20 protein-coding genes are annotated in these 20,993 nt (G+C 69.9%); all 20 read left to right on the top strand.

All coding sequences use genetic code 11. The features are described 5' to 3' along the window. Window positions 1-14: 14 nt before the first annotated feature. The 20 genes from EV186_RS19965 to EV186_RS40520 all read left to right on the top strand — a co-directional run bounded on the left by EV186_RS19965 (window position 15) and on the right by EV186_RS40520 (window position 20,980). Window positions 15-503: a hypothetical protein gene (locus EV186_RS19965; protein WP_133850831.1), complete on the top strand. Its 489-nt coding sequence runs from the start codon at window positions 15-17 to the stop codon at window positions 501-503. Beyond that, window positions 503-796 (top strand): DUF7352 domain-containing protein, encoded by a 294-nt coding sequence (locus tag EV186_RS19960; protein WP_133850830.1) that lies wholly within the window; start codon window positions 503-505, stop codon window positions 794-796. The genes EV186_RS19965 and EV186_RS19960 overlap by 1 nt, the downstream gene beginning before the upstream one ends. Then, window positions 789-1,184, top strand: coding sequence for a hypothetical protein (locus tag EV186_RS39485; protein WP_208115694.1), 396 nt, complete (start codon window positions 789-791; stop codon window positions 1,182-1,184). The genes EV186_RS19960 and EV186_RS39485 overlap by 8 nt, the downstream gene beginning before the upstream one ends. Beyond that, window positions 1,177-1,923, top strand: coding sequence for a zinc finger MYND domain-containing protein (locus tag EV186_RS19950; protein ID WP_133850829.1), 747 nt, complete (start codon window positions 1,177-1,179; stop codon window positions 1,921-1,923). Before EV186_RS39485 ends, EV186_RS19950 begins: the two co-directional genes overlap by 8 nt. Beyond that, on the top strand, window positions 1,920-6,809 hold the full coding sequence (locus tag EV186_RS19945; RefSeq protein ID WP_133850828.1) for a DNA polymerase: 4,890 nt from the start codon (window positions 1,920-1,922) through the stop codon (window positions 6,807-6,809). Before EV186_RS19950 ends, EV186_RS19945 begins: the two co-directional genes overlap by 4 nt. 427 nt (window positions 6,810-7,236) lie before the next feature. Further along, window positions 7,237-7,656: a terminase small subunit gene (locus EV186_RS19940; RefSeq protein WP_133850827.1), complete on the top strand. Its 420-nt coding sequence runs from the start codon at window positions 7,237-7,239 to the stop codon at window positions 7,654-7,656. Next, on the top strand, window positions 7,580-9,157 hold the full coding sequence (locus EV186_RS19935) for a terminase (protein ID WP_243754152.1): 1,578 nt from the start codon (window positions 7,580-7,582) through the stop codon (window positions 9,155-9,157). Before EV186_RS19940 ends, EV186_RS19935 begins: the two co-directional genes overlap by 77 nt. 243 nt (window positions 9,158-9,400) lie before the next feature. After that, window positions 9,401-12,565 carry a phage portal protein gene (locus tag EV186_RS19930; RefSeq protein ID WP_133850826.1) on the top strand — a complete coding sequence of 1,055 codons (3,165 nt, stop codon included), beginning with the start codon at window positions 9,401-9,403 and terminating at the stop codon, window positions 12,563-12,565. Next, window positions 12,565-13,113 carry a hypothetical protein gene (locus EV186_RS19925; protein WP_133850825.1) on the top strand — a complete coding sequence of 183 codons (549 nt, stop codon included), beginning with the start codon at window positions 12,565-12,567 and terminating at the stop codon, window positions 13,111-13,113. The genes EV186_RS19930 and EV186_RS19925 overlap by 1 nt, the downstream gene beginning before the upstream one ends. Then, window positions 13,110-13,475, top strand: coding sequence for a head-tail connector protein (locus EV186_RS19920; protein ID WP_133850824.1), 366 nt, complete (start codon window positions 13,110-13,112; stop codon window positions 13,473-13,475). Before EV186_RS19925 ends, EV186_RS19920 begins: the two co-directional genes overlap by 4 nt. Beyond that, on the top strand, window positions 13,472-13,858 hold the full coding sequence (locus EV186_RS19915; RefSeq protein ID WP_133850823.1) for a hypothetical protein: 387 nt from the start codon (window positions 13,472-13,474) through the stop codon (window positions 13,856-13,858). The genes EV186_RS19920 and EV186_RS19915 overlap by 4 nt, the downstream gene beginning before the upstream one ends. Continuing rightward, window positions 13,858-14,307, top strand: a complete 450-nt coding sequence (locus tag EV186_RS19910; protein ID WP_133850822.1) for a hypothetical protein — start codon at window positions 13,858-13,860, stop codon at window positions 14,305-14,307. Before EV186_RS19915 ends, EV186_RS19910 begins: the two co-directional genes overlap by 1 nt. Window positions 14,308-14,309: 2 nt before the next feature. Then, the gene (locus EV186_RS19905) at window positions 14,310-14,660 is read left to right on the top strand and encodes a hypothetical protein (RefSeq protein WP_133850821.1); all 351 of its coding nucleotides are present in this window, start codon (window positions 14,310-14,312) and stop codon (window positions 14,658-14,660) included. Beyond that, complete coding sequence (locus tag EV186_RS19900) at window positions 14,657-14,971, top strand: hypothetical protein (protein WP_133850820.1); 315 nt, start codon at window positions 14,657-14,659, stop codon at window positions 14,969-14,971. The genes EV186_RS19905 and EV186_RS19900 overlap by 4 nt, the downstream gene beginning before the upstream one ends. A 246-nt stretch (window positions 14,972-15,217) precedes the next feature. Continuing rightward, window positions 15,218-15,712 (top strand): hypothetical protein, encoded by a 495-nt coding sequence (locus tag EV186_RS19895; protein WP_133850819.1) that lies wholly within the window; start codon window positions 15,218-15,220, stop codon window positions 15,710-15,712. Next, window positions 15,712-17,784, top strand: coding sequence for a phage tail tape measure protein (locus tag EV186_RS19890; protein ID WP_133850818.1), 2,073 nt, complete (start codon window positions 15,712-15,714; stop codon window positions 17,782-17,784). The genes EV186_RS19895 and EV186_RS19890 overlap by 1 nt, the downstream gene beginning before the upstream one ends. Then, window positions 17,781-19,178: a hypothetical protein gene (locus EV186_RS19885; protein ID WP_133850817.1), complete on the top strand. Its 1,398-nt coding sequence runs from the start codon at window positions 17,781-17,783 to the stop codon at window positions 19,176-19,178. The genes EV186_RS19890 and EV186_RS19885 overlap by 4 nt, the downstream gene beginning before the upstream one ends. Further along, window positions 19,178-20,296 carry a DUF5047 domain-containing protein gene (locus EV186_RS19880; RefSeq protein ID WP_133850816.1) on the top strand — a complete coding sequence of 373 codons (1,119 nt, stop codon included), beginning with the start codon at window positions 19,178-19,180 and terminating at the stop codon, window positions 20,294-20,296. The genes EV186_RS19885 and EV186_RS19880 overlap by 1 nt, the downstream gene beginning before the upstream one ends. A gap of 19 nt (window positions 20,297-20,315) precedes the next feature. Next, window positions 20,316-20,852: a hypothetical protein gene (locus EV186_RS19875; protein WP_133850815.1), complete on the top strand. Its 537-nt coding sequence runs from the start codon at window positions 20,316-20,318 to the stop codon at window positions 20,850-20,852. Beyond that, the gene (locus EV186_RS40520) at window positions 20,849-20,980 is read left to right on the top strand and encodes a hypothetical protein (RefSeq protein WP_279538309.1); all 132 of its coding nucleotides are present in this window, start codon (window positions 20,849-20,851) and stop codon (window positions 20,978-20,980) included. The genes EV186_RS19875 and EV186_RS40520 overlap by 4 nt, the downstream gene beginning before the upstream one ends. The last annotated feature ends 13 nt before the right edge of the window (window positions 20,981-20,993 follow it).

Here is a 20,993-nt window from a genome sequence, read left to right as displayed (position 1 = left end):
CGGGACGACCTCCAGTGAGCGCGCTGCTGGTCGTCGGCGTGGACCCGGGCCAGACCACAGGCATCGCGGCGCTGCACTTCATCGACGGCGTGCTCGACCCCGACTTGTGCGCCGTGCTGCAGACCAGCCCGCTCGGCGTGCTCCCAGCCGTCTACGGGCTGACCGCGACCCCACGAGGTTGGCGAGGCATCCGGACCGTGCCCGTCGTCGCCGCCGAGTCCTTTGTGGTCGGTCGTCGTGCGAGCCGGTCTCGCACCGCGCAGGCGGGCGAGACCGCGCGCATGATCCTCGGCGCGCTGGCCGAGCTGCAGGGCGTCCGCTTCGTCCAGCACCCCGCGGGCGCGGTCAAACCCTGGGCCACCGACAAGCGCATCGAGGTGGCCGGGCTCGCCGAGCTAACCACCGGCATGCGCCACGCCCGCGATGCCTGCCGCCACGCCCTCTACGCCGCCGTCCATGGCACCGGCGCGCGCGACCCCTTGAGCCGTAAGGAGAACGACTGATGCCGAACACAACGATCTGGAAGTACAGGCTTGAGGGCGGCCCCCAGCAACTCGTGCTGCCCGTGGGCGCCAAGGTGGTGCACATAGGCGAGCAGGACATGCGGCCGATGCTCTGGGCTTCCGTCGACCCGAACGAGAAGCGCGTGGAACCGCGGCTGTTCCACGTGATCGGCACCGGCCACACCTACAACCTCGACGCGCTCACTCACCTCGGCACGACGCAGATCCGTAACAGCGCGGGCGACGAGGTCGTGCTGCACGTATTCGAGGGCCCGGGGGTGCCCCGTGGCTGAGCGCGCGCGCACGTTCTACCTACAGCGCAACGAAGACCTCACCGGTGTGTCCGGCACGGGCATCGTCGCCGACGGCGTGCTATGGCCCGACGAGACCGTTACCGTCCACTGGCGAGGCACATACGCCTCGGACGTCTACTGGCCGGACGGCATCGAGGCGGTGGAGCAGATCCACGGGCACGACGGCCGGACCGAGATCATCTGGCACGTCAGCAATGCCGCCACCGAACCCGACTACGCCGCCATGGTGCGCGTCGCGGCTGCTGCCACGTTGCGCGAATTCGCCGAGTTGATCGACCGCGGCCCCATGATCCCCTTGCGTCCATCGATCTTCTCGACGATGGCGCGCGAGCAGGCGGACGACATCGAGGCGGGTCGTCGTGGCTGACCTCGACACCACCCTGGCCGCGATCGACGCCGTGGCCGTGCAGGAGTGCGGCGGGTGCGGCCGGCCGCTCAAGGAGAACGGCCCGAGCCCGTACTACTGCAGCGAAACGTGCCAGAGCCGTTGGGCCGCCCACCGCTCGAACCCGCTGCCGGACGATGACTTCCCCGGATTGTCGCGCGGTCCTGGGGCTCGCCGACCGCCGGACACGCGCGCCCCCATTGCGGTGGTCGGCGAGCACGGGCCTGAGCTGATCAACCTGCCGGTCAACGTCCGTGGGCCGAACCGTGATCGGCACGAGATCGAATGGGCGCAAGTCACCGGGGACACACCGCCGCTGATCGTTCCCGGTATCGCCGGGGTCGTGATCGAGCGGCACCGGCTCGAAGTCATGATTGACCGGACGCCGACGCACGTAGTCATCCACGCGAAGCACACGCAACCGCGCGATCCATCCGGGTTGGGTGCGCACACCTACCCGGTCGAGCTGGGCACACCGACCGCGTTCCTGGTGGACGTGAGCGCCGAACAGTTCGCCATCGGCATTCTGAACGTATTGCGCCGCAACAACCCGCCGGCGTTGACGCCGGACACGATTTACGAAGTCGTGTACGGGATGCTCGTCGAGGCTGCCCATCAGGCCGAGCTCGCCGCGGCGCGTGCCCGCTACGCCACGGGCGTCCAGGCTGACCCGGCTGTCCAGCAGACCAACCTGCGGCAGCTGCGCGGGGGTGACACGTGATCGACGACGCGCCACCAGGTCCACCAGCCGGGGCGTTCGCCGCCGGGGTGCTCGGCTACCAGCAAGCTGGGTGGCCGTGCATCCTGCCGGTGCCCGCGCACACCAAGCACCCGCCGCCGGTCGGGTTCACGGGCGCGGACGGGCGCGACACCGAGCCGCTGCAGCTGGTGCAGTGGGTAGGCAGCCACGGGGCGCACTCGATCGCGCTTCGCTTGCCGGACAACGGCGAGTGGGCCGTGATCGGGGTCGATGTAGACCACTACGACAAGGGCAAGGTCGCCAAGCGCGGCGCCGAGACGCTCGCAGCGCGGGAAGCCGAGTGGGGGTCACTGCCGGACACCTGGTGCTCGACGGCGCGCGGCACCGACACCGCGGCCGGGCCGAGCCGGATCCTGTTCTTCCGGGTGCCCAGCGGCCGGTACCGCACGAAGCTCGGTCCGGACATCGAGGTGATTCAGCGCCACCACCGCTACGCCGTGGTGGCGCCCTCGGACAACCCGGCCGCGGGCGAGGGCGCACGGTACCGCTGGTACGGCCCGGACGGGCGGCCGCTGCCCGACGGCGAGGTGCCCAAGCCGATCGAGCTACCCGAGCTGCCCGCGCGCTGGATTGAAGGCCTGCGCGAAGGCGCCACCGAGGCCGGGCCGGCCGCGGCGAGCCGGGACGCCGGGCAAGTGCTGCTCGCGCAGCTCGAGGACGACAGCCGCCCGGCGTGCGCCGAGATCTACTCGGCGGCGCAGCGCGCGCTCGCCGAGCTCGGCCAGGCCGACGAGGGCGGCCGCCACGACACCGCGACCGAGCGCGTCTACCAACTCGTCCAGCTGGCCGCCGCAGGCCACGCCGGCGTCGGCGCGGCGCTGCACGACCTGGGCGTGCTCTGGTTCGAGGTGACCGCGGGCGAGGACCGCGGCGACGAGTGGGAGCGGATCCTGCTCACCGCCGCCCGCAAGGCCGTCACCCAGTACGGCGGCCGCCAGGTCGACCGCGACCCCTGCCTGCTCGTCGGCAGGCTCGAGGTAGCCGCCCCGGCGCCGGCCAACGACACCCCGGACGGCACCGACCCGCAACCGATCGCGCCCGCGCGGGTGTGGTCGGTGCGCGAGGTGATCGGCGTGCACCCGTTCGACCCGCGCGGCAGCTCGGACCAGACCCTGGCCGCGGCCGCGCTCGACCGGATGGGCCCGGCGCTGCGCTACGCCGCCGACGCGGGCACGTGGCTGCTGCGCGGCCCGGTGCGCTGGGACACCCGCGGGGACCTCACGCAGTGGGCGGTCGCCGAGCTGGCCGGCCTGATGCCGCGCGGCAACCCGGACGCCGAGAAGGGCTCCGACGAGTTCGACCGCGCGAAGAAGCGCCAGCGGTTCCTCGACAACGGCGGTGCGCGCAAGGTGGCCGGGAAGATGGCCGCGCTCGTTGCCGCCGGCACGCATCCGTCCGCGGTCGAGCTCGGCGACCTCGACCGTGAGCCCGAAGTGCTCTGGGCCGGGGGAGTGCCGTGGGACCTGCGCGCAAGCGCCGACGTGCTCACGCCCGCGCACCTCGACCCGGGCACGCCGCACCTGCACTCGGCCGCCGTGCTGCCCGTCGACGGGCTGCCGACGCCGCGCTGGGACGCGTTCCTGGCGGCCGTCATGCCCGACCCCGAGGTGCGTGCGTGGGCGCTGCGCGTGCTGGCCATCACGCTCACCGGCTACCCGGACGCGGCGATGCCGATCATGCTGGGCAAGACCCGGCGCGGGAAGTCGCAGACCGTCGAGCTGGTCATGTCCGTGCTCGGCAGCTACGCGCACGCCGCAGATCCCAGGCTGCTCGGCGCAGCCGACACCGCGCACGCGTCCATCGTCTACGCCCTGCGCGGCAGGCGGCTGTCGTTTGTGGACGAAGGCCCGCGCGAAGGCCGATGGGCCCAGGAACGACTCAAGCAGATCACCGGCGGCGCCATGCTCACCGCCAACCAAATGCACCGCAACCCGATCAGCTTCCGGCCCACGCACACGCTCGTGCTGACCGCCAACGACGAGCCCGTGCTCACCGACCCCGCCATCCGGGCCCGCGTGCGCCTGATCCCGTGCGAAGGCGACGAGGAGACCGTGCGCGCTGCCCGGGCGGCGATCGGTCAGACCCACGGGGCGGCGTGGCGCGCCGAGGCGCCCGGCGTGCTCGCACAACTGATCCACGAAGCCGGCCGGTGGCTGGCCGACCGGTCCAGCGCGCTCACCGCGGCCGCACCCGATTCGATCCGGCTGCGCGCCGAGGAGATCGCGGCCGAGCAGGACCCGATCACCAACTGGGTGGAGGAGGAGACCGAGCCGGACGCGACCGGCACCAAGGCCGGCGAGCTGTACCGCGCGTTCGTGACGTGGTGCCGGGACATGGGACTCAAGTCGGTGCCCTCAGCGACCCGCTGGGGCCGTGAGCTGACCGGCCTCGGCCACCCGGCCGAGCCTCGCCGAGACGGCAAGTTCCGCCCGCTGCGGCTGCGCCGACCCGGCGGATGGGCTCCGCTGCTGCCCGTTCCGACGACGACGACGACGGCGACGAGTCCGGCGGGACCTGGGTTGGGCCGGCCAACTGTGACCAGTTCGCTCGCTGGTGACCAGTTGGTGACCAGTTCAACGGCAACCGGTCACACCACGGAAACCGCAGCTCACACCCCGGTTTTCGGAACTTCGGTGACCAGTGTGACCAGTTCACCCACCCCTATCGCACATGCGCGCGCGCATGACGCGCGTACGCGCGCACCCGAGGCGAAACCGGCGGAGACCTACAACCGGTCACACGAGTTGGTCAATCCGGCTGCTGATCAGCGTGTTCCGGGTTCGGCCAACTGGTCACGCCTTGCCGAGTCGGCCAAGATCACCGCGAAACTGCTCGCGGACGGCCCAGTTCAGGCCGAGATCATCCGCGCTCAGCGCCAGGCGGCTGGCGAGCCGGTGCGCGACCGTGCCCGCGAGCTCGTCGACGCCGGGGTCAAGCCGAGCCGCGCGGCGATCCGCGAGCAGAAGGCGGCCGAGAAGCGCGCGGCCAAGGCAGCCGAGCGTGCAGCGGCCATCGCCGCAGCCGCCGGCGAGGTGTTGCCGTTGCCGCTCGCGGTGGACCGTGCGGGCAACGTGCTGCCCCTCGACCTCGGGCAGGCGGCCGCGGTCATCGACGCAGCGTCCAGCCGTTCCGGCGGGCTCACCGTGGACGTGGAGACCTCGGGCTACCCGGTGGGCCACGAGCTGTACGCGCTGCGCACCGTGCAGCTCGGCGACCGGCATGCCGCTGTGGTGCTCGATCCGGCCGAGCACGCCGAGCTGATCGGCACCCGCATCGCCACAGCGCCCCGGCTGCGTGCGCACTCGGCGACGGCCGATCTCGTGCCCCTCGCCGACGCCGAGCTGATCGACTACGACGAGGCGTGGCTGCGGATGGACGACACCGTGATCCCGGCCAAGCTCGCCGACCCCCGGCAGACCGGTTCGGACCCGGGGCTCAAACTGATCTCGGCCGCGGTGCTCGGCCCGGATGCGACCGCGCCGGCCGCCGACGAGGCACGCAAGGCCCTCTTCGCCGCGGGCAAGTGGCTGACCGAGACCAAGGTTGACACGCCCATTGAGCGCTCCGGATGGGCGCAGGTGGACTTCGGCTGCCGCACCATGGCCATCTACGCCGCCAGCGACGTGCTCGACACCGGCGCGCTCGACCAGGACCTGCCCAAGCCCGACCCGGCCGTGCACGAACGCGAGCGGATCGCGCAGCGCATGACCGCCCGCGTGGCTTACCGGGGTGTGCGGATCGACGGCGAGCACGTGGAACGGCTCATGACCGAGCACGAGCCGCTGCGGGCGCACCACGGCGAACGCGTGCGCCAACTGGGTCAGCTCGACAACCCTGGCAGCGACGTCCAGGTGGGCAATGCTCTGCTCGCGCTCGGCGCGCCCCTGCAGCCTGCGGGCAAGAGCGGGCGGCCGAGCGTGGCCGAGGCCGTGCTGACCCCACTGTCCAAGCAGGACAACCCCGTGGGCGAGCTGGCGCGCGAGGTGCTCGCGTTCCGGCACCACGACACGGTGATCGGGACGTTCCTCAAGCCGTACCACCACCTCGTGCGCCACGGGGACGGCCGTGCCCGACCCACGATCTACACCCTCGGCGCCGACACCGGTCGGATGTCCTGCGTGCGGCCGAACTTCCAGCAGCTGCCCCGGGAGGGCGGCGTGCGCGCGTGCATCACCGCGGACCCTGGGCACCTGTTGATCAGCGCGGACTTCTCCGGCGTTGAGCTGCGCGTGGCGGCCGCGCTGTCCGGTGACATGGCGCTCGCGCAGCTGATCGCCGCTGAAGACCGAGGCGAGGGCGACGGCCTGCACTGGTTGATCGCCCGCCAGGTCTACGGGCCGAATGCCACCAAGGGCAACCGCTACCACGTCAAGCGCGCGGTGTTCGGCAGGCTCTACGGCTCCGGCATCCCGGGCATCGCGCGCACCCTCGGCATCCCGGAGTCGGAGGCGGCCGCTGTTGCCGCCACGCTCGACGCGATCTGCCCTGGCGTGGCCACGTGGTCCGCGCAGGTGCGGCAAGCGGTGAAGCAGGGCGGCACGCAGTACCCGACCTACAGCGGCCGCGTGATCCACCTCGACAAGCGTTGGCCGCACAAGGCGCCCAACTACCTGATCCAGGGCACAGCCAGGGAATTGTTGATCGACGCCCTGATCCGCTGGCAGGACACACGTTGGGGCACCTGCACGCTCTGGCCTGTGCACGACGAGGTGGACGTGCAGGTACCCGAGGCCGAGGCCGACGCGGCGCTGGCCGAGCTGGTGCGGTGCATGGAGACCGAGCTATTCGGCGTGCGGATCGTGGCCGAGCCGAGCGCGCCGGCCTTCGCCTGGCAGGACTCGGCATGAGCAAGGCGTGGGACAAGGGCAGCACCCGGGCGTACCGCAAGGCGCGCCAGCTGGTGCTCGACCGCGACGGCCACCGCTGCCGTGCGCACGCCGATGGCTGGTGCGCACGACAAGGCGCACGCCCTCACCAATGCGAGGGCACAGCCACCCAGGCGCACCACACGCAGGGCAAGGCATCAGGTGATGACCCTGCGTACATGGTGGCGGCCTGCCCCTCGTGCAACAACGCCATCGGTGACCCAACCAAGGCGCCCGACCCGGCGCCGCAACCACGAACAAGGTGGTGACACACAGTGCCTTACAAGCCTCTGACCTGCGGAAACAGGGCTCAACGCTCTGACCTGCGGTTTTTCCCGGGTGGGGGGTGGGTCGGACACCCGCGTCCGTGTCCGCTCTCTCTCCCCACGCACCACCGCCGGATTTCGCCATGACCGACCGGTTGTCACCAAGCGTGGCCAACGCTGTCCAAAAGGGACTGACCGCCGCCAAGATCAGCCAGTCGGCGCCAACGGATGCCGGGCTCGTCGCACTGGCCAAGCGCTACGCCGCGGTGATCGAAGAGGCGCAGGTGTGGGCGGACGAGGCCGCGCTGATCGAGCCCGAAGACGACGACCAGTGGCAGCGCATCGAGCGCCTGCGCAAGCGCGTCGACGCCGTGACCGTGCTCGCCGACCTCGGACCCAAGCTGCTGGCTGCGCTGGTCGAGTTGGGGTTGACGCCGCGAGTGCGCGCGGCCGCCGGCCGTGGGGGAGGTGGTGCAGGTGACAGTGGTGGACCTGGCAAGTACGACGAGCTCAAGGGACGTCGGGCTACTCGGGCCCAACGGGCGGGTGCTGGGGAGCACTGAACCGCGGCTCTGGACGCCGCCGCTGCGCGAGCTCAACCCGGACACCTCCTACGGGTTCGACGTGATCGAGTTCGCCGACGAGACGCTCAAGGCGCCGCTCGACCCATGGCAGCAGTGGCTCGTGATCCACGCCGGCGAGCTGCTGCCCGACGGCAGGCCGAGGTTCCGCAAGGTGCTCGTGCTGGTCGCCCGGCAGAACGGCAAGACGCACGTCGTGGTTGTGCTGTCGCTGTTCTGGCTGTTCATCGACCGCGTCGAGATGGTGCTCGGCACCAGCACCAAGCTGGACTACGCGGCCGAGTCGTGGCGCAAAGCCATCAAGCTCGCCAAGCGGGTCCGCGAGTTCCGGCCGGAGATCACCCACCGGGATGCGATCCGTAAGGCCAACGGTGAGCAGGTGTTCTGGCGATCAGACGCCGACGAGCGCGAGCTGGACGAGGGCAGCCGGTACAAGATCGCCGCCAGCAACGAGGAGGGCGGCCGCTCGCTTACCATCGACCGCCTGGTGCTCGACGAGCTCCGCCAGCACCATGACTACAGCGCCCACGACGCCAGCGTGCCCGCCACCAACGCTGTGCCCGACGCGCAGATCTGGGCCATGAGCAACGCCGGCAACGACAACAGCATCGTGCTGAACGACATGCGCGACGATGCCCTGACCTACATCCGGACCGGGAAGGGCGACAGCCGCCTGGGGCTGTTCGAGTGGAGTTGCTTGCCTGGTGCCGATCCCCTGGACGTGCGCGCGCTCGCGCAGGCCAACCCGAACCTCAACCGGCGCAACGATCAGGACGCGCTGCTCGGCGACGCCGCCACCGCGGTCGCCAAGGGTGGCAAGAAGCTCGCCGGCTTCAAGACCGAGAACATGTGCATCCGCGTGCCCCGCATGGACCCCGCCATCAGCCCGGTCGGATGGGAGAACGGCGCTGACCCGGGTGACCTCCTCAGCGTGCGTAGGCGCGTCGTGCTGTGCCTCGACGTGTCGATGGACAACGCGCACGCCACGCTTGTCGCCGCGGCCGTACTCGCCGACGGCCGCGTGCGAGTCGAGGTCGTGGCCGCATGGGACGGTCCGCAATGGACAACCAGGTTCCGCAAGGAGTTCCGCGAGAAGGTCGGCGATATCCGCCCGCGCAAGGTGGGTTGGTTCCCGGGCGGCCCGGCCGCCGGGCTCGCGACCGAGATGACCGAGCAACGCCGCGAAGGCTGGCCGCCCAAGGGCGTCAAGTTCGAGGAGATCCGGCGGGACGTCCCTGCCGTATGCATGGGCTTCGCCGTCGCGGTCGACGGCGGCGGCATCGCGCATAGCCACGATCCGCTGCTCGACGACCAGGTGGAGGGCGCGGAGAAGCTTTGGGCGGGCGACACCTGGCGCTTCATCCGCAAGGGCGCCGGCCACGTCGACGCTGTGTACGGGGCCAGCGGCGCGGTGCACCTCGCCCGCACGCTGCCGCCGCCGCCGCGCAAGCCGATCGTCGTTCATGGACGGCCGGCCGCCTGATCACGGCGTGTCGCGCGCGGCCGAATTGTCAATACCCCTCCCGACACTGGGCTTGTGTGGGATTGGCTGAGGGTGCTGGGCTCTTGGCGGGGCGCGCCGGTGTCGGGAGAGGACACCGGCGCGTTCGCCAACCCCGGAACTGAGGCTGCCCCGCTGAGCTTCGCGCTCGACGCCACCCCGGAATGGCTCGCTGCAAACGGTGCGTCAACCTCCCTCGACCAGCGCGTCAGCCGCCGTGAGGCCATGACCGTTGCTGCCGTCAAGCGCTCCCGCGACCTGATCGCCGGAACCCTTGGCGTGCTGCCGGTCTACGTGCACGACGCCAAGCGCAACCGCGTCCCGAACCCGCTCGTCGAGCAGCCCGAGGTCGACGTCGCCCGGTCGGTGACCATGACCCGCATCGTCGAGGACATGCTGTTCGAGGGCGTCAGCTGGCTGCGCATCACCGAGTTCGGCTGGCACGGCTTCCCCACCAAAGTCCGGCGACTCGAACCGCGCTCGGTCAACGTGCGGCAGGACGCGCGGGTTTACGTGTCCAGCGACACCGGGGCGCCGCAGGGCATGGCCTGGGAGCACGTGCCCGACCGCGAGTTGATCCGCATCGACTCGCCCAACGACCCGCTGCTGGTCGCCGCGGCGCGCGCCATCCGCATCGCCATGCTGCTCGACCGCACCGCCGCCACGAACGCGGACAGCCCTTTCCCGCTCGGCTACTTCCGTCCCGCCGAAGGTCAGGAAGAGCAGGACGAGGGCGACGTGCAGACGGTGCTCGACAACTGGGAAGCCGCGCGCCGCACGCGGGCGTGGGGCTACGTCGGAGCCGCGCTCGAAGCCAAGACCCTGCAGTGGAACCCCGAGCAGTTGCAGCTCGCCTCGATGCGCGACTACGCCGTGCTCGAGATCAGCCGGCACGCGGGTATCGACCCCGAAGAGCTCGGCGTCAGCACCACCTCGCGCACCTACGCGAACGCCGAGCAGCGACGCCTCGACCTCATCGACTTCACGCTGGCCGCCTACGTCGCCGCCATCGAGGGCCGGCTGAGCATGAACGACGTGCTGCCGCGCGGTTACTACGCGCGGGTCCAGTACGCCGGATTCCTGCGGAGCGACACCCAATCCCGCATGGAGACCTACAAGATCGGCCGCGAGGTCGGCGTCTACGACGACGAGCGCATCGCCGAGCTCGAGGACATCCCCAGCGCCATACCCGAGGCCAAGCGCATCCAGGCCGCAGCCGATGCGGCCGCAGCCGCCGCACCTCCCGAGGACACCACCGCGGCTGACACGCGTGCGCTCGTCGAGGCCGTACAAAAGATCTACCTCGGCGTCGGCCCTGTCCTGACCGTCCAGGAAGCCCGCGTGATCCTCAACCGCCTCGGCGCCGACGTCGACCCGTTCCTGGACCCAACCGCCGCCGCCGAGCCGGCTGCCGAGCCCGGCGCGGCCGCGAATCCGACCACAGAGGACAACCCGGAGGGCGACGCCGTGCAGAACACCCGCCGCGAACCCGCGCTGGCGTTCACAGCACCATCCGCGACCGCCGAGAGCGTGACGGTAGGTTTCGCGCTGTCCGATGTGGACGCCGAGTTCCGCGTCAACCCGGAGAAGCGCACCGTCTCAGGTCTCACCGTGCCGTGGAACCAGGTTGCGTACTCGAACGGACGCCGGTGGAAGTTCGCTGAGGGCTCGCTGCACTGGGGTGCCGAGAACCGCGTCAAGCTCGACGACAACCACATCGACGGCACCGAAATGGGCGTGGCCGTTCGGTTGCAGTCCAACCGCACGGGGCTCGACGGCACGTTTCGCGTCGCCCGTGGCGCGGACGGCGACCGCATTCTGCAGCTCGCCGAGGACGGCGTTCGCGACGGCTTCAGCGTGTACGTCGACTTTTCGGGCGAGGGCGACGGTTGGACCACGGACCCCACCGACGACACGGTCTGCCTCGTCCACTCCGCCACCTTGCGCAAGGTCGCGATCACCGCAACGCCCGCGTACGACAACGCGCGGCTCACCAGCGTGGTGGCCAGTGCCACTGCATCTCCGGCCGCGACAGCGCCGGAAACCCCAGGGAAGGAAACCGAGATGACCGCACCGGTCACCGAGCAGCAGCCCGCTGCCCCCGCTGCCCCGGCTGCCGACGCCGGCGCGGCAACCACCACCACGGCCCCGCCCACCGTGCAGGCCACCGCGCTGCCCTTCGACACGGCTGCGTTTACCGCCGGGCTCACCGACGCGGTGACCGCGGGCGTTAAGGCAGCGATCGAGGCGCTTCCGTTCCCGCAGTTCAGTGAGCGCGAGGTCGTGCCCGCCGGCCGCGCCGTCGTGACGCGTGAGGCGCCTGTCTACAGCATGAACGGGCAGGGCTTCTCCATGGTCCGCGACGCCTGGAAGGCGCGCACCGAGGGCGACCCCGACGCCCGCGACCGCCTCAACAAGTTCGCCGCACAGACCAAGGACGCCGCCGAGCAGGCTGCCATGGCGATGTTCGCGGCCAACACCTCGAACGCGGCCGCGGTCGTCCCGCCCGGCTACCGGCCGGACCTCTACGTCACGCAGCTGATGAAGAACCGGCCGCTGGTCAACTCGGTCAGCCGGGGCACCATCAACGACGCCACGCCGTTCACGGTGCCGAAGTTCGTGAGCTCGTCCGGCTTGTCCGCCGACCACGTCGAGGGCACCAACCCCACCGCGGGCACCATCTCGGTCGGCACCGTCACGGTCACCCCGGGCGGCATCAGCGGCCTGTTCCAGCTCACCCGCGAGATCGTCGACAGCTCGAACCCGGCCATCGACGCCATCGCGATGAACGCCATGCAGGAGTCCTACTCGCAGCAGACCGAGCAGAAGGTCTACGCCAAGCTGGACGGCGCCAACGGCCAGGGCGGCACCATCACCGCGGGTTTCGTCCCGTCCGGCGCGCAGGTCACCACCAGCACCGGTGGGTCGGCGGCCGCCGGCACCTTCGGCGGCAAGGAGTTCCTCGGTGCCGCCCGCGCCCAACTGGCGCTGTACCCGTTCCGCCGCTTCGCGCCGCTCAACCGCGCGCACCTCTCGCAGGAAGGCACCAGCGCGGTCGCCACCGCGGTGGACGCCGACGGGCGGCCGCTGCTCCCCGCGGGCACAGGCGTCAACGCCTACGGTTCGGCCAACGTCGTGACCAACAGCTACAACCTCGACGGCCTGCCGCTGCAGCCCACCTGGTCGATGACCGGCAACGCCGCCGGCGACGCCGATCTGTTGGCGTTCAACGACCAGGACGTCTGGGCCTGGGAGAGCGGGCTGCTCACCTTCCGGTTCGAAGAGCGCAATGGTCCGGCCTTGATTGACCTCGCGCTCTTCGGCTACTTCGCGACCGAGGTGCTGCGTCCCGTCGGCATCACCGCGATCCGTCACACGGTGGGTGCCTGATGGCCACCCGCGGAACCCGGCGTCGGCCGGCACAGCAGAAGCCCAAGGCCGCCGACGCGCAGCCGGAGGCCAACGAGCAGCTCGAGGACCCGGCCCGGCAGGCCGCGCCGACGGCCAGCGGCTCGACCACCGGGCACGGCGACGACTTCGCGCCCGACGCGGAGCCAGCGCCCGAGGTGGCCGACGACGGCCAGGCGGTGGACGTCGACGAGCGAAGCCCACTGCCTGCCGTCACCAACGCCTACCGCATGGGCGGCACCGAGCCCGTCCAGGTGACGACCGTGGCCGGCTCCAACGAGCCGGTGCGCGCGGGCGGCTTCGTGCTCACCGAGTACGGCTGGCGACCCGAGTCGCAGCTGACCCCGGTCAACGAAGAGGACGCCGACGAGACCGCTGAGGAGCGAGAGAACGGCGAAGACGAGGCACAGGCACAGGCCTCGGCCCAGACCGGGGACGGCCTCACCTTCCTGGCCAGCGACCAGCCGGGCGACACAGTGACCGCCGCTGCAGAGCAGCCCAACGAGTCCGGAAAGGACGCCACCGAGTGACCACCGCCTGGCCGCCCGACCTCGCGCTGCTGAAGCTGGACATGCATCAGCAGGGCGAGTCGGGCGCCGACGACCGCGACGACGCGCAGCTGCAGCTCGTGCTCGACGCGGCGGTGGCGTACGTCGAGCGCAAGCGCTCGGACGTCAACTACACCGGCGACCCGGACGGGCCCATCAAGGTGCCGACACAGGATCTTGCACTCGGCACCGTCCGGCTCGCCTGGCGCTGGCACTCGCGGCGCCGGTCCCCGGACGCCCTGATCGCCATGGCCGAGCAAGGAAACTCTCGCGTGCCGAGTTTCGACGCGGACATCGAGAAGATGTTGCGCGTTGGCCGGCACGCGCGGGCGGTGGTCGCATGAGCGAGGAGACCACCGAGCCCAGCAGCGTGGTCGCTGAGGCCGCTGCGCTGCTCGTTGAGGCGCTGTCCAACGTGGACGGCATGCGCGTCTACACCAACCCGGGCGCCGATGTGCAGCCACCAGGCATCGTGCTCGGCGCACCAACGCTGACGTGGGGGACATACTCCCGCACCTACTCGCCATCGGGCGCCACGTGGCCGGTGTTCCTCGTGTGCAAGGCCGACGCCAAGACCTTGCCTCTGATGTGGAGCCTCCTGCCCAAGATCACCGCAGCCCTCGACGGGCTCGAACCCGTGGCCGTCGCCTCGGCCACGCCAACCCTGTACCCCGTGAGCGGCGCTGAGCTGCCCGCCTACGAATTGACTGTGGAGGTGGGGCTGTAATGGTCCAGCAGCGCAGGCTCAAGGTCGTGGTGTTCACGATCGGCGGCCAGAGCTTCGATTGCCAGCTGCAGAGCTGGACGATGGATCCGGGCGAGGACGACGGCGACCGCCAGTGGACCTTCTGCAGCGAGGCGTCGACGCCGGAGAACCCGACGCCCAACTCGTTCATCGAGGAGACCGACGGCGAGCCGACGCTGCAGTGCACGTTCTACTCGGACTGGCGGGAGAACGGCATCAGCGACTACCTGTACGCCCACAACAAGGAGGTGGCCGACTTCGTGCTCGACCACCACCCCGACATCGTGGGCGAGCACGTGCGCTGGAGCGGTCAGCTGGTCATCAAAGCGCCGCCGGTCGGCGGCGACGCCCGCGACACCGAGCAGAGCGAGGTCACCTTCCAGGTGCTCGGTTCCCTCGGCGACGGGCTCACGTACGAGAGGGTGGCCTGATCATGGCGCGTACATCCGTTGCAGCGCAGTCAGTCCCCGGCGCCGGGCTCAAGCCGACGCTGACCGCGCCCACGGTCGATGGTGACGTGGTGCCGGTGGGCCGGTACTACCTCGCCGTGGTGAACGCGGGCAGTGGCGCGATCACCGTCACCGTGCAGACGCCCGAGAAGGTGTCGGGTGACCTGGATGTCGCCGAGCGCGTGGTGGCCGTGCCGGTGGATCCGGTTCCGACGTTGATCCCGTTGTCCAGCACCGCGTACCGCCGGCCGATCGGTGGCCCGGACCCGGGCCGGGCGTACGTCGACTACTCGGCCGTGGCCTCGGTGACCCGAGCGGTGGTGACCGCGCCGTGAGCGACCTCTTCGTCACCGTTCGGTTCGACGACGACCCGGAGAACCCCATCGAATCCGTCGTCAGCTCGCGCGACATCTACAAGTGGGAGAAGAGCGGACGCGGCCGGTCAATGTCCAACCTGGGCAGTGGCAACCTCCGCATGAGCGACGTGTACGAGCTCACGCACATCGCCCTGGGCCGCCGGAAGCTGTGGTCCGGGAGCTTGGAGGACCTCGTCGACGGCGCCGACATCGACGTCAAGGACACCAGCGACCTCGACCCCGACGACGAGCGTCACGAGAACGAAGACCCTACGAGCGCGGGAGCCTGACCCGCAACCTGATGGCGTTGGCCCTCAGCAGCAACATCCCGTTTACCCACTGGGAAGAGCTGCTCGACCGCGACCCACGGCTTATCTCGACCGCGTGGGCATTGCTGAGGGAGAGCGAGAAGGCACACAACAGGTCCCCGGGGCCGGGCGGCCCGGACCGACGTCCACGCGCAGGGAAGTGGGCAGGCGTCCAGTTGAGCGGCTGACCACAGTGGACAGCCGCCCGGCCCCCGAGGGAGGTGCGCAGTGGCCGGCAAAACCGCGATCACCCTGACCGTGCGCATCGATGGCGTACAGGACACGCTAAAGGCGTTCCGCCAGCTCCCCAAGGAAGCCAGCGCCGAGCTGCGCGACGCATCCCAGCGCATCGCCGTGGTGGTCGCCGCTGCCGCCAAGAGCAATGCTCAGCATGAGGGGCCGCAGGCACGTCTCGTCGCGCGCACCATCAAGGTTCTGCGCGACCGGGTGCCGGTCATCGTCGCTGGCGGCACTATGAAGCTTGGCCGCAACAACGCACCGGCGTGGGGACTGGTGTTCGGCGCGGAGTTCGGCCAGAACGCCCGATCCGGCTGGTACGCGGCCATGAAGTACGACGGTTCCATCGGACGCCAGTGGCACCCCCACCGCGGCCGACAGGGCTACTTCTTGTTTCCCACCGTGGAGAGCCGCGCGGCGCAGATCAGCCGCGAGTGGAACGCCGCCGCAGACGGCATTCAGCGCGCGTTTGGCGGTGATCGCTGATGTCCGGTGGGCAGCGCACGATCAAGATCAAGATTGCCGGTGATCCGACCGACCTCGAGAAGGGAGCCAAGAAGGGCGGCGACGCCATCGAGCGGTTCTCCGGCGCCATCGACAAGTCGGTGGGCTCGGCGGTCCGCAGCTTCCGCAATCTCGCTGTTGGTGCCGTGGCCATCGGTGGCGTCGCGGACTTGGTGAACGACGCCATCAGTCAGGCCGACCTCGGTAGCAAGCTCGGTGCGCAGTTGGGCACCACGCCGAACGCCGCAGCGAAGTACGGCCAGATCGCCGGGGACTTGTACGCCAAGGGCTTCGGCGAGGGCATGGACCAGATCGCCGATTCGGTGAAGTCAGTGGTCCAGAACGTCGGAAGCATCGACGACATCGGCCGTGACAGCGTCGAGAAGTTCGCCGGATACGTCACGAACCTGTCGTCTACATTCGAGGTGGGCGCCGACGAGCTCACCCGCGCGGCCGGCCGTCTCGTGCAGAGCGGCCTGGTCCCCAACTACCAGGCTGCGTTTGACCTGATCACCAAGGGGTTTCAGCAAATCCCGACGTTTGCCGACGACGGGCTTGACACCCTCACCGAGTACTCGGTGCAGTTCAAGAAGCTCGGCATCGACGGCCCGCTGGCGCTGAGTCTGATCAACCAGGGCATGCGCGCCGGCGCGCGCTCGACCGACCTGGTCGCGGACGCCATCAAAGAGTTCTCCATCCGTGCCATCGACGGCTCGAAGCTGACCGCGCAAGGGTTCAAGACGCTCGGCCTCGACGTGGACAAGACCACCCAAGCCTTCGCGCATGGGGGCGCCGGTGCGGAGAAGGCGTTCGAGTTGGTGCTGCAGCGGCTCGGCGCCATTAAGGACCCAGCCAAGCGAGCGCAGACAGCTGTGGCCCTATTCGGTACGCAGGCCGAGGACCTAGGCGCAGCTCTGTACGCGCTCAACCCGGCCAACGCAGTGGCGCAGGCCGGCATGACCAAGCTCAGCGGCACAGCCGACAAGATGGGCAAGGTCCTGTCATCCGGTCCAGGGCAGCAGGTCGAGTCCCTCAAGCGTGGGTTCCAGCAGTGGGCCGTGAACATCGTCGGGGGCGTGGTCATCCCCGGCGTCGCGAAGTTCATCGCCATCCTGCAGCCCCTGATCGCCGCGTTCCAGATCGCGGTCGCGTGGGTGCAGCAGAACTGGAACTGGCTCAAGGTGCTGCTCGGTGTGCTCCTCGCCATGGCCGGACCCGTGCTCCTGATCATCGCCGCCTACAAGACATGGGCCGCGATCACGACCGCGCTCACGACCGCGCAGGCTGCGCTCAACACCACGATGGAAGCCAACCCGATCGGCGTGATTATCGCGGTCATCGCCGCGCTCGTGGCCGCGATCATCTACCTGTGGCAGAACTCGGCCGCGTTCCGCGATTTCTGGATCGGTGCGTGGCACATTATCCAGTCAGTAGCGCTGGCGGTCGCGCACGCCTTCGTAGCTGCTTGGCAGTGGGCTCAGGGCATAGCGTCCACCGTGGCTAATACGATTCGCAATTTCTTCGTCGGCGCCTGGCGTGGAGTGCAGGCCGCTTGGGGGAACGTAAAGGCGTGGTTTGGCCAGCGTTGGCAGGACATAAAGAATGTCTTTTCTGGCGTCGGAAAATGGTTCTCTGATCTCGGCTCGAAAATGGGTCAAGGAATCGTTAATGGCTTCAAGGCGGCCGTGAACGGGCTGATCGACCTGGTGAACCACTCGGTGATCTGGGTTGCCAACAAGGTCATCGACGGCATCAATCTGCTGCCGGGCGTGAGCATCAACCACATCCCCGACATTCCGCACCTTGCTACTGGTGGTCGCGTCCTCAGTGGCGGTATGGCCATGGTCGGCGAGCAAGGCCCCGAGCTCGTGACGCTGCCCCGCGGCGCCGAGGTGCACAGCAACGCCACCACCCGGTCGATGGTCGGCGACGGCCAGCCGATCGTGATCGAGATCCACACCCAAGACCGCGCGCTCGCCGACTTCATCGACGTCCGGGTGGCCAGCAGCACGCGCGCGGTGGTGCGCAAGGTGATGGCGGGGGCAGGCCGATGAGTCTGACCGCGACGTTCGACGACGCCGCCGGCCGGGTCCGCCTGGTGGCCGCGGCTGCGCCCGGCACCGCCGATACCGCGCTGTTCGAGCGCAGCCTGGACGGCACGGTGTGGACCACGGTGCGCGGTGGCGAGGCGGTGCCGCTGCTCGCCGGTGGCTGCCGGCTGGACGACTACGAGTACCCGGCTGGCGTGCCGACGATGTACCGCGTGTCCTACGTGGATAGCGCGGACGTGGTGTGGGCGGGTACGGGCACCGTCGCGTCGGCGAACAACGCCGCCGTGACGCCGACCCTGCCCGGTGGGGTCGCCGAGGGCGACGCGCTGTACCTCGTCGCCGGGATCCGCGGCACGGCGGGCTCGGCGAACACACCCGCGGGCTGGACCCTCATCTACGACAGCACGTCCCTGCGCGTGTTCACCCGCCGCTACACCGCCGGCGTGACCGCGCCGACCGTCACGTTCTCCGGCGGGGTGGCGGGCGATGACACCCTCGCGGCCATCGCCGCGTTGCGCAACGGCAGCACCACGCCGAGCACCTCGGCCACCGTGGTGAACGCCAGCCAGCAGAACGTGCCGGTGCCCGGCTTCGTCGTGCCCGACGCGGGCAGCCTCGCGCTGCGGCCGTTCAAGAAGCAGGCGGCGTCGACCGCCGTCGCGCTGTCCGGCTGGGGCCAGCTCGCCTACGGGTCCAGCTCTGCCGGGTCCGGTGCCACGCTTGGTGTTCTCGGGTTCGGTGACTACGCGGCCAACACCGCGGTGCCCGCGCAGACCGTGACCGTCACCGGCGGCGTGGCTGCGGCCAGCCGGGCCGCGTCGATCGTGGTGCCGCGCGCCGCGTACGTCACGCAGGAGACCGCCACTGTCACCCCGGCGCAGACCGGGGTGTGGCTGAAGAACATCGGCCGCGCCTACCTGTCCCGCAAGATCACCGTCACCGACATCGGCACCATCACCCGGCGAGCCCGCGGCGGCGCGCAAGACATCATCGCCCGCACCCTGGGCATCGCCGTGACCGACCTGCGCGGCGGCGCCGAGTTCACCCTGCAGGTCACCACGCCCACCCTGACCGACGCCGCCGACCTCGAGGCCCGGCTTGCCGCCGGTGACGTGGTCTTCCTGCAGCCACCCGACACCGACGATTGCCCGATCCCCACCGGCTACTTCTGGGTCGGCGACGTCGCACGCAGCCAGCACAGCAAGCGCACCACCCGCCGGTTCTTTGACCTGCCGATGGTCGAGGTGGCCGCGCCGAGCTCGTCGATCGTGCCGATCACCGCCACCTACCAGAGCGTGCTCAACACCTACGCCACCTACGCCGCGCTGCTCGCGGGGGAGCCCACCTACGCCGACGTGATCGACATGACCGGCGTCCCCGACGTGGTGGTGCCCTGATGCGCCCCGTCTCCGCACGCTTTCTCGACGCCCTCACCGGCAGCCACGCCGCGCCGTCGCGGGTCACGTTGTGCGCCCCCAACCAGATCGGCGTCGCTCCGGCCGGCGTCCCGCTGGCGCTCACCGGCGGCGACGTCAAGGTCGACGTCACTGCGGTGGTGCGGTCCACGCTGGACATCACCGTGCAAGAGCCATGGGAGCAGGACGTCACCGGCGCGCTCAACCCCTACGGCGCAGAGGTGTTCGCCGAGCGGGGCATCCGCTATGCCGACGGATCGACGGAGTGGGTGGGTCTCGGGTACTTCCGGCTCTACGAGGTATCGCAGGACGACGCACCCCAGGGGCAGCTGCACCTCACCGGTCAGGACCGGATGTCCGCGCTCGTCGACGCCCGGGTCACCCAGCCCCGCCAGTTCGACACCAGTGCCAGCGTCGGGCTGATCTTCGACACCCTGATCGGCGAAGTGCTGCCCGGCGTCAGCGTCGCCTACGACTTCGCCGCCTACTCGACCACGTTCCCCACCAGCCACGTGCTCGAGGAGGACCGGCAGGCGTTCCTGCAGGACATCGCCGACGCGCTGGGCAAGCAGTTCTACGCCGGATACGACGGCCGGTTCTACCTCGTCGACGCGCCGAGCCTGGCCGATCCGCCGGTGTGGACGGTCAAGGAAGGCGCCGGCGGGGTCCTCGTCAAGGCTTCGCGATCGCGCAGCCGTTCCGGGGTCTACAACGCGGTCGTCGCCACCGGTGATCAGGCGTCGGACACCACGGCCAGCGTGCGCGGGATCGCGCTCGACCTCAACGTGGCGAGCCCCACCTACTGGTTCGGTCCATACGGGCAGGTGCCCAGGTTCTACAGCTCATCGTTCATCGTCACCCAGGCCCAAGCCGACGCTGCCGCGACCGCGATGCTGCAGAAATCAATCGGCCTGCCGTCCACGATGGATTTCCAGTCGATCGTCAACCCCGCGCTGGAGGGCGGGGACGTGGTGGGCCTGGAGTACGAGGCCGACACTCCCACCCGCAACTACATCCTCGACACCTTCACCGTGCCGCTCGTCCCCGGCTCGGCGATGTCGGCCACCACCCGCCAGCAGTTCGGGGGCGACGATGGCTGATCTCGCAGACCTGATCTCGATGGCCAGTGCGCAGACCCCAGGCGTTGCCCAAGGCGCGCAGCCGATCGGTTACCGGCAAGGCCTGATCGTGCAGTACAACCCACAGACCGGTGAGAACGTCGTCCGAGTGGCAGGGGTGGACCTGGTCAACCTGCCCACCCTCGTGCAGGGCTACGGAACCGTGCTGCGCGTGGGCATGCCCGTCGGTGTGCTGATCGTCGGCTCACAGATGGTGATCCTCGGACGGCTGGCCATCCCCGACGGCGTGAACAACGTCAACGTTCCCTTCGTGACCTACGCCCAGTCGCAGGCCACCAACTTCGCGGTTGGCACGACCGCCGCAGACGTTGTCTCCGTTCAGTTCCAAGTGCCCGACTGGGCGAACTCGGTGAACTTCGGCATGGGGTCGTCGGGCTATGTGTTCAACTCGGCGACCCTCGTGCGGCGCATCCAGTTCCAGATCACGGTCAACGGCGGCCTCGTGGCTGGCGAGAACATCTTCACCGCCAAGCCAGCGACTTCGCGCCCATGGTGTACGCGCAGCCGTACGCGATGAACGTGACACCGGGCAGCACCGCGACCTTGGCGGTGCGCCTACGCGCCAACTCCGCCATGGCAGCCGATCCGGTCAACAACGCGTATCTGTCGGTGTCCGCGTTTTGGGCACCGTCGAAACTGGTCTGAGGAAGGCGATCCC

The sequence above is a fragment of the Labedaea rhizosphaerae genome, assembly GCF_004362825.1.
Taxonomy (GTDB): Bacteria; Actinomycetota; Actinomycetes; order Mycobacteriales; family Pseudonocardiaceae; genus Labedaea; species Labedaea rhizosphaerae.
Note: the sequence above shows the minus strand (reverse complement) of the source record. Positions and strands in the feature narration are given on the sequence as shown.

Coding starts and splice junctions, on each gene's coding strand:
- EV186_RS19905 (WP_133850821.1), top strand. CDS start 14,310: ATGGCGCGTACATCCGTTGCAGCGCAGTCAGTCCCCGGCGCCGGGCTC.
- EV186_RS19890 (WP_133850818.1), top strand. CDS start 15,712: ATGTCCGGTGGGCAGCGCACGATCAAGATCAAGATTGCCGGTGATCCG.
- EV186_RS19885 (WP_133850817.1), top strand. CDS start 17,781: ATGAGTCTGACCGCGACGTTCGACGACGCCGCCGGCCGGGTCCGCCTG.
- EV186_RS40520 (WP_279538309.1), top strand. CDS start 20,849: ATGAACGTGACACCGGGCAGCACCGCGACCTTGGCGGTGCGCCTACGC.
- EV186_RS19875 (WP_133850815.1), top strand. CDS start 20,316: ATGGCCAGTGCGCAGACCCCAGGCGTTGCCCAAGGCGCGCAGCCGATC.
- EV186_RS19930 (WP_133850826.1), top strand. CDS start 9,401: ATGACCGTTGCTGCCGTCAAGCGCTCCCGCGACCTGATCGCCGGAACC.
- EV186_RS19915 (WP_133850823.1), top strand. CDS start 13,472: ATGAGCGAGGAGACCACCGAGCCCAGCAGCGTGGTCGCTGAGGCCGCT.
- EV186_RS19880 (WP_133850816.1), top strand. CDS start 19,178: ATGCGCCCCGTCTCCGCACGCTTTCTCGACGCCCTCACCGGCAGCCAC.
- EV186_RS19940 (WP_133850827.1), top strand. CDS start 7,237: ATGACCGACCGGTTGTCACCAAGCGTGGCCAACGCTGTCCAAAAGGGA.
- EV186_RS19925 (WP_133850825.1), top strand. CDS start 12,565: ATGGCCACCCGCGGAACCCGGCGTCGGCCGGCACAGCAGAAGCCCAAG.
- EV186_RS19910 (WP_133850822.1), top strand. CDS start 13,858: ATGGTCCAGCAGCGCAGGCTCAAGGTCGTGGTGTTCACGATCGGCGGC.
- EV186_RS19960 (WP_133850830.1), top strand. CDS start 503: ATGCCGAACACAACGATCTGGAAGTACAGGCTTGAGGGCGGCCCCCAG.